Source organism: Parafrankia soli (assembly GCF_001854695.1).
GTDB classification, from domain to species: domain Bacteria; phylum Actinomycetota; class Actinomycetes; order Frankiales; family Frankiaceae; genus Parafrankia; species Parafrankia soli.
Window position 1 is genome coordinate 22,405 of sequence record NZ_MAXA01000215.1, and the last position, 16,457, is coordinate 38,861.

Consider the following 16,457-nt stretch of genomic DNA (forward strand, 5'->3'; position numbering starts at 1 on the left):
CATGAGCGCACGCATCCCGCGGCCGCATATCGGCGGCCGTGGCGGTGGCGCGGCGGCGATGGTGTCCGCGCGTGGCGGCATTGGGTGTGAGATGCCGGCAGGCGGGCGCCGGTGACATCTGTGCGTATCCGGTCGGCGTTCGGTTTGCCAGTCAGCATGCGCTGGTGTGCCGGCGTGCCGCCGGAAGTCCGTGGCTTCTACCGGCATCAATGCCGGCTGGGATTTTCCCGGGCACTTTTTCTGTTTGCGTGCCGTCGGTTGATGTTTCCCGCGTCGTCCGGTCGCGGGGCGGTCGCCCGCCGGGCCGCCTCGGCCTGATCGGCCTGATCGGCCTGACCAGGAGATCGGAGTGACCGGCCTGACCGGACTGACCGGCCTGACCGGGTTGGTCCGTAGGGGCCGAATCGGCGCCGCGCCGTGGCCTGAAGGCGCGAACGGTGATTCACTCCTTCTGTGCCCTACCGTCGCACCACCGCAGTCGACGACCGGTTGGCCGCCGCACGTGAGCGACTGATCGTCGCGGCCACCGACCTGGTGGCGGACGCCGGGTGGGCCGGCGCGTCGGTCACCGCGGTCGCCGCCGCCGCGGACATGTCGGTCGGCTCGGTCTACCAGCACTTCCCGTCCAAGTCGGCGCTGGTAGTCGAGGTCTTCCGGCGGGCGGCCGACCGCGAGGCAACCCTGATCTCCGCCCTGGCCGCTGTGTCGACCGCCGCTGTGCCGACTGCCGCTGTGCCTGATGCCACAGCCCCGGGTGCCGCCGAGGCGCCTGCGGCCGGGGGCGATCCCGTCGACCGACTCGTCCAGGCGGTCGCTCTGTTCACCCGGCGGGCGCTGGCGCGTCGCGGCCTCGCCTACGCGCTGCTCGTGGCACCGTCGGACCCGGCGGTGGAGGCCGAGCGCCTGGACTTCCGCCGCCGGTACCGGGACGTGTTCGCGGCTCTGGTCCGTGAGGGCGTCGAGGCGGGGTCGCTGCCGGCACAGGACCCGATGGTCGCGGCGGCGGCGCTCACCGGCGCGATCGGCGAGGTGCTCGTCGGCCCGGTCTCGATGACCGAGGAGCTTCCCCGCGGCGGCCGCGAGGCCGAGCGGGTGGTCCGGGAGGTGGTGGCGATGGCGTTGCGGTGTGTCGGCGCGTGCCCGGTGGAACGCGGCTGGCCGTCCTTCTCGGCCGGTCCTGTCCCCGTGGCCGGGCAGGTCGCCGTGGCCGGGCAGGTCCCGGCGCCGGCGGGCCGTCCGCCCGGTGGCACCGGATGACGGCGGACGGCGGTGGCCCGACGCATCGCGTCACCAACCAACCACCGCCGCTGGTCGGCCACGACGTCGCCGAGGATCCCGCACTGCTGGAGGCGCTGGCCCGCGAGGGCGCCGCCGGCCACGCGGACGACCTGCACCGTCTCGGCCGGCTCGCCGGCACGGCCGAGGCGCAGCGATGGGGTGACGAGGCCAACCGGTGCCCGCCCGTCCTGCGCACGCACGACCGGTACGGGAACCGCGTCGACGAGGTCGACTTCCATCCGGCCTGGCACGAGCTGCTCCGCGTGGCCGTGGGCGCCGGGCTGGCGGGAGCGCCGTGGGCCGCCGACCGGCCGGGCGCGCACGTGGCCCGCGCGGCCGGGTTCCTCGTCTGGGGGCAGGTCGAGCAGGGCCATCTGTGCCCGGTGTCGATGACCTACGCCGTCACACCGGCGCTGCGGGCCGCCCCCGACCTGGCCGCGGCCTATCTGCCCGGCCTGACCAGCACCGTCTACGACCCGGGCCTGCGCCCGCCGCTGTCCAAGCGCGGCCTGCTCGCCGGCATGGGGATGACCGAGAAGCAGGGCGGCTCGGACGTCCGCGCCAACGAGACCACCGCCGTCCCGGCCGGGGACGGCTCGTACCTGCTGCGCGGGCACAAGTGGTTCACCAGTGCCCCGATGAACGACGTGTTCCTGGTGCTGGCGCAGGCGCCGGGCGGCCTGTCGTGCCTGCTCGTCCCGCGGGTGCTGYCGGACGGCGGTCGCAACCCCTTCCTCATCCAGCGGCTCAAGGACAAGCTCGGCAACCGCAGCAACGCCAGCGCCGAGCCGGAGTTCGACCGGACGCTGGGCCACCTGGTCGGAACGGAGGGCCGCGGGGTACGCGCCATCATTGAGATGGTCGCGCTCACCAGGCTGGACTCCGCTGTCGGCGCGGCCTCCGGGATGCGCGCGGCGCTCGTCGCGGCGACGCATCACACCCGCCACCGCTCGGCGTTCGGCTCGCTGCTCATAGACAAGCCGCTGATGCGCAACGTGCTGGCCGATCTCGCGGTGGAGTCGGAGGCGGCGGTCGCGCTCGTGATGCGCGTGGCCGGCGCGGTGGACCGCGCCGAGCACGGCGACGAGGGCGAGCGTGCCTTCCGTCGTCTCGCGACCGGCCTCGCCAAGTACTGGGTGTGCAAGCGCCAGCCGGCCATGGTCGCCGAGGCGCTCGAATGCCTCGGCGGCAACGGGTACGTGGAGGAGTCGGGCCTGCCGCGGCTCTATCGCGAGGCCCCGCTCAACGGCATCTGGGAGGGCTCCGGCAACGTCAACGCGCTGGACGTCGTGCGAGCCCTGGGCCGCGAGCCCGCGAGCCTGGCCGCCTACGGCGCCGAGGTCGACGCGGCTGCCGGTGGCGACCGCCGGCTCGACACGGCGTGGCGTCGGCTCCGAGCTGAGCTGGACGACCTGCTCACCGGCACCGGCGGCGCGGCCGGCACGAGTAGGGCGGCGGGCGCGGGTGGGGCTGGCGGGGCGCCGGTGATCGAGCTGGTCGCGCGCCGGCTCGTCGAGCGGATGGCGCTCGTGCTGCAGGGCTCGCTGCTGGTGCGGCACGCGCCCGCCGCGGTGTCCGACGCGTTCTGCGCGGCCCGGTTGGGCGGGGACGCGGGCCTGGCCTTCGGGACCCTCCCACCCGGGCTCGACCTCGAGGGCATCCTGCGCCGGATCCCGCCCGCCACCGCCTGACGTCGGCTGGCATCGCCTGACATACGAGGTCGCGGGCCTGCCTCTCGGCTTGACGCGGGCGGCCGAGGCCGCGACCGGGGCCGGCCAGGCCGGCCGTCCGGGCCGGGAGCCTGATCGCGTGGCCGTGCGTAAGCGATCAGACGTGTGCGGAGAGTGTGCCTGGAGGGTGTGACAAACGTCGGATATGACTCTGGGCGGTACGTCCCGTTCTATCCTGACTCTGGACAGTTTGTAGCGGTCCGAGACTCGCGCTACTGGAAACGCAATGTAGTGTTCGCGTAACGGAAGGTGACGGGCCACCTCCTGGGCTGGGCCCGCGTCGCCTGCCTCCGGGGGTGTGATGATCGTCTTCTTTCTCGCTGTGGCGTCCCTGGTGGTCGTCGCAGGCCTCTTCGGGCTCGTCCGAGGAGTGGCCGAATGGGCCTGGATCTATGACCGCCGTCGGGCCGGAATCGTCACCGCGGCCGGCGTCACCGTGGTTCTCGCGCTGAGCGCGGTCGCGGTGCGCCTCTCCGGCCCGGCCGACTCGGCCGCGACCGCACCGCCGGCCAGCCCGGACGTGCCCGAGGCCTCCGGCCTCGTCGTCAAGGAGCCCGACCCCGCGCCGTCACCGGCCACGGCCGGCTCGCGCCCGGTCGCGGCCGGCCCCGATCCGGACGCCGAGACGGCCACGGCCACCGGCGCCGGGTCGGGCTCCGGTTCCGGCTGGCCCGTGCCGGCCACGCGGGGCGGCGCCGGTGGCGCATCCGGCTCCGGCGGGCCGCGCACCACGTCCGTGCCGCCGGTGCCGACCCAGGGCGGGTCGTCCGGGCCGTCCTGGCCGACGGGGTGGGATCAGCCCACCACCGTGCCGGGCCGCCCGGGCGTGCCGGCGACGGGGAGCGGCGGGCCGAGCCGGTCGCCGTCGCCCAGCACCAGCCGCACGCCGAGTCCCAGTCCGACCACGCCCGCCGGTCCCCGCCGGACGCCGCCCGCCAGCACCGGCACCGGTCACGCGCCCGCCGGGCCGCGGTCCACGGCCCAGCCGACGGCGAAGCCGACCTCCAGGCCGACACCGAAGCCGACCACCGGCAGGTCGACAACCGGCCGGCCGACGGCGGGGCCGACGATGACGGTGCGGCCGTCGCCGAGCCCGACCAGGCCGTACCGGCCCTCCAGCCCGTACGAGACGGCCGTCCCGGCCCAGACCGCGCCGCCTCGGACGGCTCCGGCCCAGACCACGTCGCCGTCGACGCCGGCGTCGACGCCGGTCCACACCGCGCGGCCCCAGACCGGTCCGGTGCCGGGTCCGGCGTCCGGGACGACCCGGCCCAGGTACTCGCCCGCGGCGCCGACCGCTCCGGGGCCGGCGCGGTCGGGTCCGGCGGCGCCGTCCCGGCCGCATGGCGCCGCGACCGCGGTGCCCGTCGGAGCGATCGGTCCCGCCCGTACCGGCGGTGCTGGCGCGGCGCCGGCAGGCGGCACACACGTATCCGCTCCGGCGGGTTCGCAGGGGCGGCTGAGCGCGCCCGCCGCGCCGACCCTCTCGACGGCCTCCTCGAAGCCCTCGTCGACGCGCCCCGCGCCGGGTCGGCACACCGCGGGCCGGCCCGCGGCCGGGCGGGTCGCGCCGCGGGCCACCACCGCCGCCCGGCCGCCGGTGTGCCCGCCGAGCACCGACCGCCGGGCGCGAGGCACCCAGTCGCGCCCGCACGCCGCGGCAGCCCACCCGCGGAGCGGTGACCAACGGGGCGGTGACCAGCGGGTCCAGAGCTCGCAGGCGCACCCGAGGGTCGCCTCGGCGGCGTCCAAGGCCGGGCCGGCGGCACGGCCCGCGGCCCGACCGCCGCGGCAGAGCCATTCCAGGTGAGTCACCGCCATTCCCGGTGAGCCGGCTATTCCAGGGTGAGTCGGGTTCGTCCCACACCGACACGCTCCTCAAAGTGTCGAAGTTCTTACTCTGGGTGAGATAGGTTCCCGCGGACACTGCACCGGCGAGGCTGGGGGACGGATGCGGGCAACCGCGGCGCCGCGGAGGCGGCCGTGATCGTGCTTCTCGCCGGATCGGTCGCCACCGTCGCCATGGCCGTCCTCCTGGTCGGCATCACCGGCCTGCTGCGCGGGCGGGTGGCCTGGGCAATGATCGAAAGTCGGCCCGGGGCCGGCCTGGTAACGGCGGTCGGCTTCACAGCCGCCGTGGCCGCCTTCGGCGCGATGGCTCCGTCCGGCGGCGACCGGGACGCGACGATCATCGCGCGGCAGTCGGACGGCGATGACCACCAGAGCGGACAGATACCGGCGGGTCTGCAGCGCGGCGACTCCGCGACCGGCCTGCCGCGGGCGGCCCCCCGGCAGTTTCCCGCTCCCGCCATGCCCGCTCCCGGAGACGGCTACAGGGCCGGTCTCGGCGGTGTCTCTCCGTGGCCGGACAGGACCTCGGCCGGCCCCGGCCCCGGCCCCGGCGTCGGTGATGGCGGCGGCGATCCGTGGGCGCAACCGGGCGGCGGCCAGGCGTCCGCGAGCCCGACCGGCCCGCCGGGCGGTGCGACGCCGACCGCCGGGCCGGGCGCCGGGCCGACCCCGACCGCCTCGCCGAGCACCGCGCCGTCGCCGACCGGCCCGGTGACCGCGCCGGCCCCGCCGGCCTCTCCTGTCCAGCCGGCCTCTCCGGCGCCGCCGGCCATGCCCGGGCCGCAGCCTGACCCGGACGTTCCCGGTGCCGACAACCGGATCCCGTCCGGCCAGGGGCCGGGCTCCGGCGCTGGTCAGCAGCCCCCGACGCCGCCGCCGGGGTCGGTGCCGGCACACGGCCATCCAGCGCCTGGCACGGACGAGGCATGCGGCCCGGCCGGCCCACGCCCGCCCGACGGCCTGCCGGAGGTCTGGGTCGGCGACATCTTCTCGGGCCTGACGAGTCGCTGCGTCTGACAGCCGCTGCGTCTGACAGCCATCGCGCCGGGCGCGCCGCGCTCCTGGCGTTCCCGCCGCCCTGGTACTGGTCCCGAGTCGGAAGTAGCCGAGAGCCGGAAGCAGCTCGGCGTAACGGCCAGCTCTCGCCGTGTTCCATCCCGTCCTGGGTGGCGCAGGCACGGTGCCGGGGCAGGCTCGGGCGGCACGGACACGGGGCCGGGGCGCGTTACAGGTACGGAATTTATGCATCAGGGACCGTCGCCCGGTGATGCGTGGCGGGTGGGTGAGTCCTGGCTGTCACTCAACCGCCGCGGTTGCTCGGCACCGTGCATGTGGATCTGGTCGGCGGGAATTATGTATCGCTTCCGGCCGTTTCCGGGGTCCCCGGTGCTCCTGCGCACGCCGCCCGTCGATGACGCGGCCACCACCGGCCGCAGTTGATCGTGGTGTTCCGCGGAACCGGAACGCCCGCCGGCCGTGGTCGCCGCCAACCTCGGTCGATCCTGGTGTTCTGCGCGGGTGGTTGCTCGGCCGGCCGGATCAGCCGAGCGGTTGTGGCGCGGTGCGGCGGGCCGCGACGAGCGCGGTGACGGCCGCGATGTTGCCCGTGGCCCACGCGTCGAGCTGGGCGGGCAGGTCGGCCAGGGCGGAGTCGAGGACGAACACCCCGCGGGTCGGGCAGGACGCGCCGATCTCGACCAGTACCGGTCGTAGGTGCACCTCGACCGCCAGCGCGTGCTCGGGCGCGGCCGCGACCAGCACGGGGATCGTCGGCACCCCGGCGAGCTCGCCCTGGCCGATCTGGTCCAGCAGCAGCTTGAGTAGCCCGGTGTAGGTGGCCTTGTACGTGGGCGTCGCGACGACCAGGACGTCCGCCGCCTTCATCGACGTGACGGCCGCCTTCACTGCCGGGTCACCCCAGCCGAGGAGCCCCGGCCCGAGCTCGCTGACCTCGATCACCTCGGCCACCGCCTCGGTGTCGGCCGGAAGGGCGCGCACGACCTGGGCCGCGACCGCCTCGGCGACGGCCCGCGTGCGCGAGTTCGGCTTCGGGTTGCCGACGACGCTCAGGATGCGGCACTGCGCCATGGTGTTGCCCTTCTGTGTGCACTCCGCCCACGCGAGCGCCCCGTCGAGAGTCACGAGCGGGCCCCGTCGAGCACCGGCGCGCGGCTGCTACCCGGCTCCCAGCCTAGCCCGTGCCACCTGTCGGCACCGTTGATCGCGAACTGCCGGGAGACTGGCTCCGGCCCCTGGGGCTGGCCGGTTCCGGCCCGGGGGCCACGAAGCGAACACACCAAAGTCGCCAGGAGCGTTCGAGTCGTCCCCTGAGGTGACAGAGTGATGTGGAAGCTTTGTGGACGACTCGTCTGTGCGACCTAAAGTCGCGAGAAGAGTTCGATTCGTGTCGACGTGGTCGACCAGTGGCCTCCCGGTCGTACCGGGAGGCGCTCCGCGCATATCCGGAGACCCTTACGTAAGGGTAGGGTTGAAGTGTGTGCATCTCGAGGACGGGGGCGTCCGGAGCGCGGCGCCTGGGGGAGGAGTTCGATCAATGGCTGATCCCGTGGGGACGGGCCGGCACCGGCTCGCCGAGCTGACGGCCGCCGCAGCCGCGGCCGAGGTGCCGCCTGCCGGGCTCTGTCGTGATCTCGCGCTCGCCTACGAGAAGGCGGGCGATCCGGCCGCCGCCATGCGCTGGGCGCTGGCCACGACCGACGCCGGAGGCGACCTGACCTGCTGGACGGCTGCCGCCGGCGTCCTGCGCCGCGTCTCGGCCGGGGCGGCCGCGTCAGTCGTGTCACCCGGGGCGGCTGCGTCACCCGGGGCGGCTGCGTCGGCCGGGGCGGCTGCGTCGGCCGGAGTGGCTGTGCCAGCCCGGGCGGACGTGGCCGCCGCTGCGGGAGGGGCGGTCGTGCCGTCGCCCGTCGCGGGCCACGCGGCGCGCTCGGCGCGGGTCGCCCTGCTCGGCAGCTACACGACCGCCCAGCTCGCGGCGCTCCTGCCGCTCGCAGCCGCGCGCGCCGGTGTGGCCGTCGAGGTGTACGAGTGCGGGTACGGCCAGTACCGGCAGGAGGTGCTCGATCCGGGCAGCGGCCTGTACCGCTTCAGGCCGGACGTCGTGATCCTCGCGGTCCACGAAGGCGAGGCAGCCCTGCCAGCCCTCGCCGAGGATCCCGAGCGCGCGGTCGCCACCGAGGTCGGCCGGTGGACGTCACTGTGGGAGATCATCACCGCCCGGCTGGGGGCCCGGGTCATCCAGCACACCTTCGTCGTCCCGGAGACGGAGGCGCTCGGGCACCTGGCTCTGCGCACCCCCGGGTCGCGGTCGTCGATGCTCGCCGCGGTCAACGCGGCGCTCGGCCGCGCGGCGGCGGGCGGTCAGGTCGCCTTCGTCGACTGTGAGCGGCTGGCCGCCACGGTCGGCAAACGATCCTGGTTCGACCCCCGCTACTGGCACCGCGCGAAGCAGGCCGTCTCGCTCGCGCACGTGCCCACGCTGGCCCGTCACACCGCGGCGGTGCTCGGCGCGCAGCTGGGCACCAGCCGTAAATGCCTGGTGCTCGACCTCGACAACACGCTGTGGGGCGGGGTGCTCGGGGAGGAGGGCCTCGCCGGCATCGCGCTCGGGGACGGGCCGGTCGGCGAGGCTTTCTCCACGTTCCAGGAGTACATCGGCCGGCTCCGTGCCCGCGGCGTGATCCTCGCCGTCTGCTCGAAGAACAACGAGGCGGACGCGCGCGAGGCGTTCGAGCGGCACCCGGCGATGCGGCTGCGGCTGGACGACATCGCCATGTTCAGCGCCTCCTGGGAGGACAAGCCGACCCAGATCCGGCGCATCGCGAGCACCCTCGGGATCGGTCTGGACTCCCTGGTCTTCGTCGACGACAACCCGGCCGAGCGCGAGGTGGTCCGCCAGCTCGTGCCCGAGGTGGACGTCATCGCCCTGCCGCGGGACCCGCACGGCTACGTGCGCGCGGTCGCCGACTACCCGTTCTTCGAACCGGCCGCCCTGACCACCGAGGACACCGCCCGCACGGAGCAGTACCGGGCGCGGGCCCGGGCGGCGGAGCTCGCCGCGTCCGCGACCTCGCTGGAGGAGTTCCACCGCGGACTGGAGATGGTCGCGACCGTCGTACCCCTCGACGAGCTGACGCTGCCCCGGGTCGTCCAGCTCATCGGAAAGACCAACCAGTTCAACCTGACCACCCGGCGCCGCGGGGAGGCCGAGGTCGCCGAGCTGGCCGCGGACCCGTCCACCGCGGTGATCTGCGTCCGGCTGGCCGACCGGTTCGCCGACCACGGCCTCGTCGCGGTCGTCATCGCCCGGCGCGCCGCCGAGCCCGGCGGGGCCGTCCTCGACGTCGACACCTGGCTGATGAGCTGCCGGGTCATCGGCCGGACGCTGGAGGACGAGATCGCCGGGCTGATCGTGGCGGAGGCCCGGCGGCTGGGCTGTTCCTCCGTGCGGGGGCACTACCTGCCGACCGCGAAGAACGCGCTGGTGGCCGACCTGTACCCGCGGCTGGGCTTCCGGCCGGACCCCGCGGCTCCCGCCGACGCCGGCCGCGCAGCCCCGGCCGGTGGCCCCGGTGTGGCTCCCGCCGATGGCACCGGCGCGGGGGCCACCCGCTGGGTGCTGCCGGTCGCGAGCGCCCTGAACCGGCCCGGGCTCATCCGGGTCGTCGACGCTCGCGCGGGTGGGGCCGCCGTCGCGAGCGCATCCGCGCGGACGATGGAGGAGGTGGCCGGCTGATGGTGCAGGAGCGCCTCGCCCAGGTCTTCCGGGAGATCTTCAGCGACGACGACCTGGTCGTCACGGACGCCACCACGGCGGCGGACGTGCCCGGCTGGGACTCCCTGGCGTACATCAACCTGATCTACGCGGTGGAGAACGAGTTCGCGGTGCAGATCCCCGACGAGCGCCTCGGTTCGTTCGCGAACGTCGGTGAGCTGCGCGTGTGTATCGAGGAGCTCAGCGATGTCGGCTGAGCCCCGCACAGCCGAGCCCGTCGTGCCAGAGCGCGTTGCGGGGGAGCCCATCGCGAAGGAGCCCGCGGCGGCGCGGGCCGCCGTGGCCGGGTCGCGGGGCGCGCCGCTCTCGCTGCGGGCGCAGTTGCGCGAGGACAGGGACGTCCACTACGGGTCGCGGCTGCACCCGGGCTACCAGGCGCTCGCCGTCCACCGGTTCGGCCGGTGGTGCCGCGAGCGCGGCGGGCTGGTCGGCAGGTTCGGCACGATCGCCTTCAAGGCCGTGAACAACATCGTCATCCGCAACCTCCAGGGCACCGAGATCTCCGTCGACGCCAGCATCGGACGTCGCGTCCTGATCGGGCATCACCAGGCGGTCATGATCCCGCGCTACTGCGTGATCGGCGACGACACGATCATCCGGCACGGCGTCACGATCGGGTACGCCTCGACGGACGCCCCGCCCGATGCCGTCCCGAAGATCGGCGCCCGAGTCGACATCGCGCCGGGCGCGCACCTGATCGGGCCGATCACGATCGGGGACGACGTGAAGATCGGACCTGGCTCGATCGTCACGACCGACGTCCCGGCGGGTGCCACCGTCTTCGCCGCCCCCGCGAGGATCATGCGCCCGCCCGCCGGGTGAAGGGTGCGGCCATCGCCGCGCCGTAGCGCTCGGCACCCGCGGAACGCACCGGGCACGGCTGCATCGGGGCGGTGTCCACCGGGCAGAAGTGCACGCCGTCCGGCCCCCGGACCATCACCCACCCCGGGCCCGCGGTCGCCGTCGCGCCGCGGGCCACCTTAGCGGCCTCGGTGTGCCCGCCCGTCGCATCGGTCGCGACAGCCGCTCCCGAGCCCGGCGCGGGTGGTCCGGCGGGCCCGGCGGGCAGTCCCGGCCGCCGGGACTCGCAGGGCTCGCCGGGGGCGCAGGGCAGGTACCGGGCCCAGTGGCCGCCCGCGGTCACTGCGAGCGCGGCGGGCACGACCGCCACGCCGCCGTCCCGGTGCGCGGCGAGCTCCCGCCACAGCCCGGCCAGCGGGGTCAGGCCGTCCGCGTTGACCGGCTGGTCCGGCCGGGCGGGCGCGTCGACGAGGTGGACGTCCCACCAAAAGTCCTGGTCATGACATTTGCGCCGGCCTGTCGCATTTCCTGGGAGAACGAGTTCCGCGCCTCCCAGGCGAGCGAGTCCCCCCACAGGACGATCCGATGTAGCGCGAGGCCGCTCTCGTGCCCGGAGCCGCCGTCCGCCGCCGATGTCGTGGGTCGCGGCGGTGGGGCCGTCGCGGTCGTCGCGGTTGTCATGGGCACTGCGAGGGCCGCGACGAGAACGCCCAGCGCGAGCACCGCCGTCCTGCCGCCGAGCAGGCGGGCGGTCAGGCCGCCCGGCCTGACCGGCGGTGCGCCACCCGCGTCGAGGGGATGCATGACACCGAGTAGGCCATCGGGGACAGGCGGGCACATCGGGCCGCGGGCCGTCGCGGAGCAGTACCCGGGACGGCCGGCACCTGTACCCGGGTACAGGTGCCGGACCCGGCCCGAGTACGAGGCGGCGCGCGCCGGCGGCTCGTACGGTGGATCTCGTGGGCATGGATGCCGGGCGCGTGACGGCCGGCGAGGCCGGCACCGACCCGGTCGCCGGGATGGTGCGCCTCGCCGACCATGCGGTCTACGGCCTGACCGCGGTCGCCGCGCTGATCTCGGCGGTGCTCGTGGGCCTGGAGCCGTGGCCGCTGTTGCTGATCGCGCTCGCGGTCGCGCCGCCGGCCGCCGAAGCGTGCGGCCTGCGGGTGCCGCCCGTGGTGGCCGGGCCGTTGGGCCTGGCGATGGTAACCGCGCTGATCCTGCTGGACGCGCCGAAGACCGCCATCCTCGTCGCGGTGGCCCTCGCGGCCTGGGTGGCGTTGCGCTCGGCATCCGCCCCGCTGAACCTGTTCATGATTGCGGCCGTCTCGGCCCTGTCGTACGTGGACTTCAGCCGTCGGCCGGCGGCGCCGCACGACGGCTACCTCTCCTCCGGCTCGATCGTCTGGGGCGCCGCCGCCCTGTACGCGACGGCGACCGGGGTGGTGCTGCGCCGGACGACGGTGCTCGCCGCCGAGCTGGCCCGGGCCCAGCACCGGCTGGTCGCTGCCGCGGCGACGGACGAGCGCCGGCGTGTCGCCCAGGATGTCCACGACCTGGTGGCGCATTCGCTCGCCGTCGCGCTGCTCAACATCACCGGGGCCCGGCGCACGATGCGACGCGACCCCGCGCTGGCCGACGAGGCGCTGGCCCGGGCCGAGCAGGTCGGACGGGACAGCCTGGCGGGAATCCGCCGGGCCGTCGGGCTGCTCGGTGGCGGGGACACACCCGCCACCGGCGGCTCCCTGCGCGCCGACCGGGATTCGGGCGGGCCGCTGCCGGACGCGCACGACCTGGCCGCGCTGGTCGACGGCTACCGGCGCAGCGGGCTCGCGGTCGAGCTCACCGTGACCGGCGGGCTCGGCGGGCTCGACCAGGCCGCGGGCTCGGTGCTGTTCCGGACGGTCCGGGAGGCGCTGGCCAACGTGCTGCACCACGCCGGCGGCACGGCGACGTGGATCACCGTCGAGATGCTCGCCGACTCGGTCCGGGTCACCGTCCGCAACGCGCGGCCCGGTCCGGGTGACGGCGTCCCGCCCGCGGCAAGGGGTCCGCGGCCGGGCGGCGGGATGGGCCTGGCCGGGATGGCGGAGCGGGTCCACGCGCTCGGTGGGTCGGTCGTCGCGGGACCCCGGGACGGCGGCTGGGAGGTCACGGCGACGATCCCCACGGTGGCCGTCGGCCCGGTCGGGGGTGGCCCCCGGTGAGCGCCGCCGGGCCCGCGCTGCGGGTGCTGCTCGTCGACGACCAGCAGCTCGTCCGCGCGGGCATCGCGCTCGTCCTGAGCGGGGAGCCGGGTATCGAGATCGTCGCCGAGCGCTCGGACGGCGACGAGGTCGTCGCGGCGGTGCGTGCGGTCCGCCCGGACGTCATCCTGCTCGACATCCGCATGGCCCGGATGGACGGGGTGGACGCCCTGCGCGCCCTGGCCCGGCTGGGGGAGCACCCGCCGGCCCTGGTGCTCACCACGTTCAGCGACGACGACGTCGTCTGGGGCGCCATGGCGGCCGGGGCGGCGGGCTTCATTCTCAAGGACCGGCCGGCCGAGGACATCGTGCGCGCGATCAGGCTGGTCGCCGAGGGAGGCTCGTGGATCGACCCGTCGGCGAGCGGACGTCTGCTCGGCGCGCTGCGCACCGGGGCCGTGGCCGATCTCGCGGTCCGGCGCCGGTTCGAGCGCCTCTCCGAGCGGGAGCTGCAGGTGCTGCGGGCGATGGCGCGCGGGGCCAGTAACCGGGAGATAGCGATCGAGCTGCGGGTCAGCGAGCGGACGGTCAAGGCGCACGTCGGCAGCATCTTCGGCAAGCTCGAGGTGCGGGACCGGGCCGGGGCGATCGTGTTGGCGCACGACGTGGGGCTGCGCTCGCCGGGCTCGGGCGGATCCGGCCCCGCGGGGGGTGTGCGAAACCTGAGCAGATGAGCGAATGGTGTGCGTCCGGTGCTGACAGCAGCGGTTTATACTCGATACAGTCGGCCCACGGACTAGCCCTTTAGCGCGACCATGGTGTTACGGGTTGTACATATTACTTATCAAGGTAATAGGCGGGGCTGCGCGGAAAATAAGCTGAGTGATCGCCACTGCACTTTTGTGGACATGATCAAGTCACCTGAAGCTGCTGGTCGGGCATCCGCTACCGTCCCGGCCGTGTCTTTGAGTTCGCTGTCGCAGATTTCCGCTGGCCCGCCTTCCGCACCGGCTGCGGTGCCGACGCCCCCGCCCATTCGCATGAATGGACACTCCGTCCCCGGAACTTCCGGATCGCGGGGATCCTGGCTGGCCGATGTCCTGACTGGTTCGCCGTTCACCGCGGTGCTTGCTGCGCTGGTTGTCGTCATCGCGGTCGCTGTGGTCGCGGCCGCTGTCGCCTGGTTGGTCCGCGCCGTCACATCCGCGCCGACGTCCGCGTCGCGCGGGAACGCGCGCGCCGTGCGGACACCGCGCGCCGCCACTGCCCCGTGGCGGTCTCACACCGCCGCCGGTGCCCATTCCCGCGCCTGGTTGACCAGCCCTGTCCAGTCGGCGCCGCGGCGCCGCGCCCGGTCGGCGAGCGACATGATCCCGTTCGTCAGCCAGGCCGTGGGACGTACCGCGGAGGTCGCCAGCGCCCGGGTCGCCAGGGTCTGCGCCTCGTCCAGCGCGTCGGCGTGCACCGCGGCGGACGCCTGGTAGAGCCGCACCGCGGCGAGCGCTCCGGGCGCGCGTGAGCGGTCGAACAGGGCGGCCGCCGTCGCCAGTCGCTGACGTCCCTCGTCGAGGGCTCCCGCGCCGATCAGTGCGGCGCCGCCGAACGTCGGCAGGTAGCCGGGGTGCAGGCCGTCGAGGGCGTAGCCCTGGGCCGCCGGGGTCAGCTCGCGGGCGAGATCCTCGGCCTCCCGCAGCACCGCCATCACCCGGTCGGCCGGCTCGCCGCGCCCGGCGCGGATGTTGGCCTCGGTGGTCATCGCGAGTACCGCGGTGTGGGAGCTGGGTGCCGTCGCCCGTGCCGCGAGCGCGAGCGCGAGACCGTCGTCCACACTGTCGAACGTGTAGGCGGCGAGCTCGGCGAGCACGACGCCCGCGTGTGCCGCGGTCGGCGCGTCACCGACGTGCCGGGCGAGCACGAGCGCGGTGCGGGCCGACACGACCGCGCGCCCGGACATGCCGTTGTCGCCCTGGGCCACCGCCGACATCACGAGCACTCTGCTGTGCGTTCGACGCCAGTCCCGGCGCACCGCGGCCGACTGGCGGCTACCCGCCATCGTCTCGGTGTGCCGGGCGATCAGATCGAGGCGTTCGACCAGCTCGCTGGGAGCCATCGTCTCCCAGCGATGGGCCATGGTCCGCAGGCCCGTCTCGATCCGGTCGAGTGTGTCGCGGCCACGGTCCTCCGGCGAGATCATGAGACGCGAACCGCCCAGCGCGAGTGCGGCTGTGGTCGCACAGGTGGCAACGACCAGCCGCCGGTCCGCCGCTTCGTCCATCCCGCACTCCTGAGCGTCGTTGTCCGGTTACGGCGGTGGAGGCCCGGATGATCCGGACGTAATCTCATGATTATTCTCCGGAAAGAGACGATCTAGAAGCTACTCTGACGGTAGCGAGCACAAAGCTCTATGTCGTCACTCCGGTCCAATGTCGGGACCTTCGTCATGTGGTGCCATGTCCGTGCGCGTGCGACGGCGGAATGTGCTTGGCTTCGCCCACACCTCATGAGCCCGGCCCGGTGGGTAACCGCCGGGTCGGGGTCGGGTCGGGTCGGCAAGCGGCGGTTTGCGGGAAACCGCGCGTCAGGYCGAGTCGAGTGCCTGTTCGAGGTCGGCGACCAGGTCGTCGGCCGCCTCGATGCCGACGGAGAGCCGCACGAGGTCGTCGGGGACGGCGAGCGGTGAGCCCGCCACCGATGCGTGCGTCATCCGCGCGGGATGCTCGATCAGCGACTCCACCCCGCCCAGCGACTCGGCGAGGGTGAACAGCCGGGTGGCGGCGCACACCGCGAGGGCGGCCTCCGCGCCGGCCCGGACCTGGAACGAGACCATCCCGCCGAAGTCACGCATCTGCTTGGCGGCGACGTCGTGGCCGGGGTGGCTCGCCAGCCCCGGGTAGTGGACGGCCGACACGGCGGTGTGGCCGGCGAGCAGCGCGGCGATCTCCCGCGCGTTCGCGCAGTGCCGGTCCATCCGCACCGCGAGGGTCCTGATCCCGCGCAGCACCAGCCAGGCGTCGAACGGCCCCGGCACGGCCCCGGCAGCGTTCTGTACGAACCGCACCCGCTCGGCGAGCTCCGCCGACGCGGTCACCACCGCCCCGCCCACCACGTCGCTGTGCCCGCCGAGGTACTTCGTGGTCGAGTGGACGACCGCGTCCGCGCCGAGCGTCAGCGGCTGGCACAGGTAGGGCGAGGCGAAGGTGTTGTCGACGACGAGCAGCGCGCCCGCCTGGTGCGCGACGGCGGCGAGCGCGGCGATGTCGGCGATCGCGAGCATCGGGTTGGTCGGCGTCTCGCACCACACCAGCGCCGTCGCCCCCGGCCGGATCGCGGCCACGGCGGCGGCCGGGTCGCTCAGGTCGACCGCCGTGTGCTCGACGCCCCACTCGGCCAGCACCCGCGCGAACAGGCGGTACGTGCCGCCGTAGGCGTCGCCGGGGATCACCACGTGGCTGCCGGGACGGCACACGGCCCGCAGCAGCGCGTCCGAGGCGGCCAGCCCGGAGGCGAACGCGAGCGCCGCGGCCCCACGCTCGAGCGCGGTCAGGCTGGCCTCCAGCGCGGCGCGGGTCGGGTTGCCCGAGCGGGCGTACTCGAAGCCGGCCCGCAGCCCGCCGACGCCGTCCTGCGCGAACGTCGACGCGGGATGGATGGGGACGACGACCGCGCCGGTGGCAGGGTCGGGCTCCTGGCCCGCGTGCACCGCGACGGTCTCGAATCCCGCGTTCCGATCACCCATGGCCACAACCCTCGCACTCGAGCCCGGACTTCAAACAGGCGGCGACTTCAACAAGCGGCGACTTCAGGAGGCGGAGCGGG

The 16,457-nt window shown here is 74.6% G+C and carries 13 protein-coding genes; 8 read left to right on the forward strand and 5 right to left on the reverse strand.

The window, feature by feature from the left end; translation table 11 throughout:
• Positions 1 to 453 precede the first annotated feature (453 nt).
• Positions 454 to 1,257 carry a TetR/AcrR family transcriptional regulator gene (locus BBK14_RS18055; RefSeq protein ID WP_071064071.1) on the forward strand — a complete coding sequence of 268 codons (804 nt, stop codon included), beginning with the start codon at positions 454 to 456 and terminating at the stop codon, positions 1,255 to 1,257.
• On the forward strand, positions 1,254 to 2,969 hold the full coding sequence (locus BBK14_RS18060) for an acyl-CoA dehydrogenase family protein (RefSeq protein ID WP_071064073.1): 1,716 nt from the start codon (positions 1,254 to 1,256) through the stop codon (positions 2,967 to 2,969). The genes BBK14_RS18055 and BBK14_RS18060 overlap by 4 nt, the downstream gene beginning before the upstream one ends.
• A gap of 990 nt (positions 2,970 to 3,959) precedes the next feature.
• On the opposite strand, the gene BBK14_RS18070 is transcribed toward BBK14_RS18060, so the two are convergent.
• On the reverse strand, positions 3,960 to 4,823 hold the full coding sequence (locus tag BBK14_RS18070; protein ID WP_131802344.1) for a hypothetical protein: 864 nt from the start codon (positions 4,821 to 4,823) through the stop codon (positions 3,960 to 3,962).
• 168 nt (positions 4,824 to 4,991) lie between these two features.
• Between BBK14_RS18070 and BBK14_RS18075 the strand changes: the two genes are divergently transcribed.
• On the forward strand, positions 4,992 to 5,876 hold the full coding sequence (locus tag BBK14_RS18075) for a hypothetical protein (protein ID WP_071064079.1): 885 nt from the start codon (positions 4,992 to 4,994) through the stop codon (positions 5,874 to 5,876).
• Positions 5,877 to 6,398: 522 nt separating this feature from the next.
• On the opposite strand, the gene BBK14_RS18080 is transcribed toward BBK14_RS18075, so the two are convergent.
• Positions 6,399 to 6,947, reverse strand: coding sequence for an NADPH-dependent FMN reductase (locus BBK14_RS18080; protein WP_071064167.1), 549 nt, complete (start codon positions 6,945 to 6,947; stop codon positions 6,399 to 6,401).
• 466 nt (positions 6,948 to 7,413) lie between these two features.
• Between BBK14_RS18080 and BBK14_RS18085 the strand changes: the two genes are divergently transcribed.
• The 3 genes from BBK14_RS18085 to BBK14_RS18095 are packed head-to-tail and all read left to right on the forward strand — an operon-like array spanning position 7,414 to position 10,476.
• Positions 7,414 to 9,615 (forward strand): HAD-IIIC family phosphatase, encoded by a 2,202-nt coding sequence (locus BBK14_RS18085; RefSeq protein WP_071064081.1) that lies wholly within the window; start codon positions 7,414 to 7,416, stop codon positions 9,613 to 9,615.
• The gene (locus BBK14_RS18090) at positions 9,615 to 9,851 is read left to right on the forward strand and encodes an acyl carrier protein (RefSeq protein WP_020463840.1); all 237 of its coding nucleotides are present in this window, start codon (positions 9,615 to 9,617) and stop codon (positions 9,849 to 9,851) included. Before BBK14_RS18085 ends, BBK14_RS18090 begins: the two co-directional genes overlap by 1 nt.
• A complete protein-coding gene (locus tag BBK14_RS18095; protein WP_241831629.1) occupies positions 9,841 to 10,476 on the forward strand; it encodes a serine O-acetyltransferase in 636 nt (211 codons plus the stop codon). Before BBK14_RS18090 ends, BBK14_RS18095 begins: the two co-directional genes overlap by 11 nt.
• Here the strand turns inward: BBK14_RS18095 and BBK14_RS18100 are convergent.
• Complete coding sequence (locus BBK14_RS18100) at positions 10,454 to 11,029, reverse strand: hypothetical protein (RefSeq protein ID WP_071064083.1); 576 nt, start codon at positions 11,027 to 11,029, stop codon at positions 10,454 to 10,456. The two genes, BBK14_RS18095 and BBK14_RS18100, sit on opposite strands and share 23 nt — an antisense overlap.
• Positions 11,030 to 11,435: 406 nt before the next feature.
• Between BBK14_RS18100 and BBK14_RS18105 the strand changes: the two genes are divergently transcribed.
• Positions 11,436 to 12,662 (forward strand): sensor histidine kinase, encoded by a 1,227-nt coding sequence (locus tag BBK14_RS18105; RefSeq protein WP_241831630.1) that lies wholly within the window; start codon positions 11,436 to 11,438, stop codon positions 12,660 to 12,662.
• The gene (locus BBK14_RS18110) at positions 12,659 to 13,375 is read left to right on the forward strand and encodes a response regulator transcription factor (protein ID WP_071064087.1); all 717 of its coding nucleotides are present in this window, start codon (positions 12,659 to 12,661) and stop codon (positions 13,373 to 13,375) included. The genes BBK14_RS18105 and BBK14_RS18110 overlap by 4 nt, the downstream gene beginning before the upstream one ends.
• A gap of 545 nt (positions 13,376 to 13,920) precedes the next feature.
• Here the strand turns inward: BBK14_RS18110 and BBK14_RS18115 are convergent.
• Together BBK14_RS18115 and BBK14_RS18120 are read right to left on the reverse strand one after the other, a co-directional pair.
• Positions 13,921 to 14,916: a hypothetical protein gene (locus tag BBK14_RS18115; protein ID WP_071064089.1), complete on the reverse strand. Its 996-nt coding sequence runs from the start codon at positions 14,914 to 14,916 to the stop codon at positions 13,921 to 13,923.
• A 303-nt stretch (positions 14,917 to 15,219) separates the two neighbouring features.
• Positions 15,220 to 16,377, reverse strand: coding sequence for a cystathionine gamma-synthase (locus BBK14_RS18120; protein WP_071064091.1), 1,158 nt, complete (start codon positions 16,375 to 16,377; stop codon positions 15,220 to 15,222).
• Positions 16,378 to 16,457: the final 80 nt, after the last annotated feature.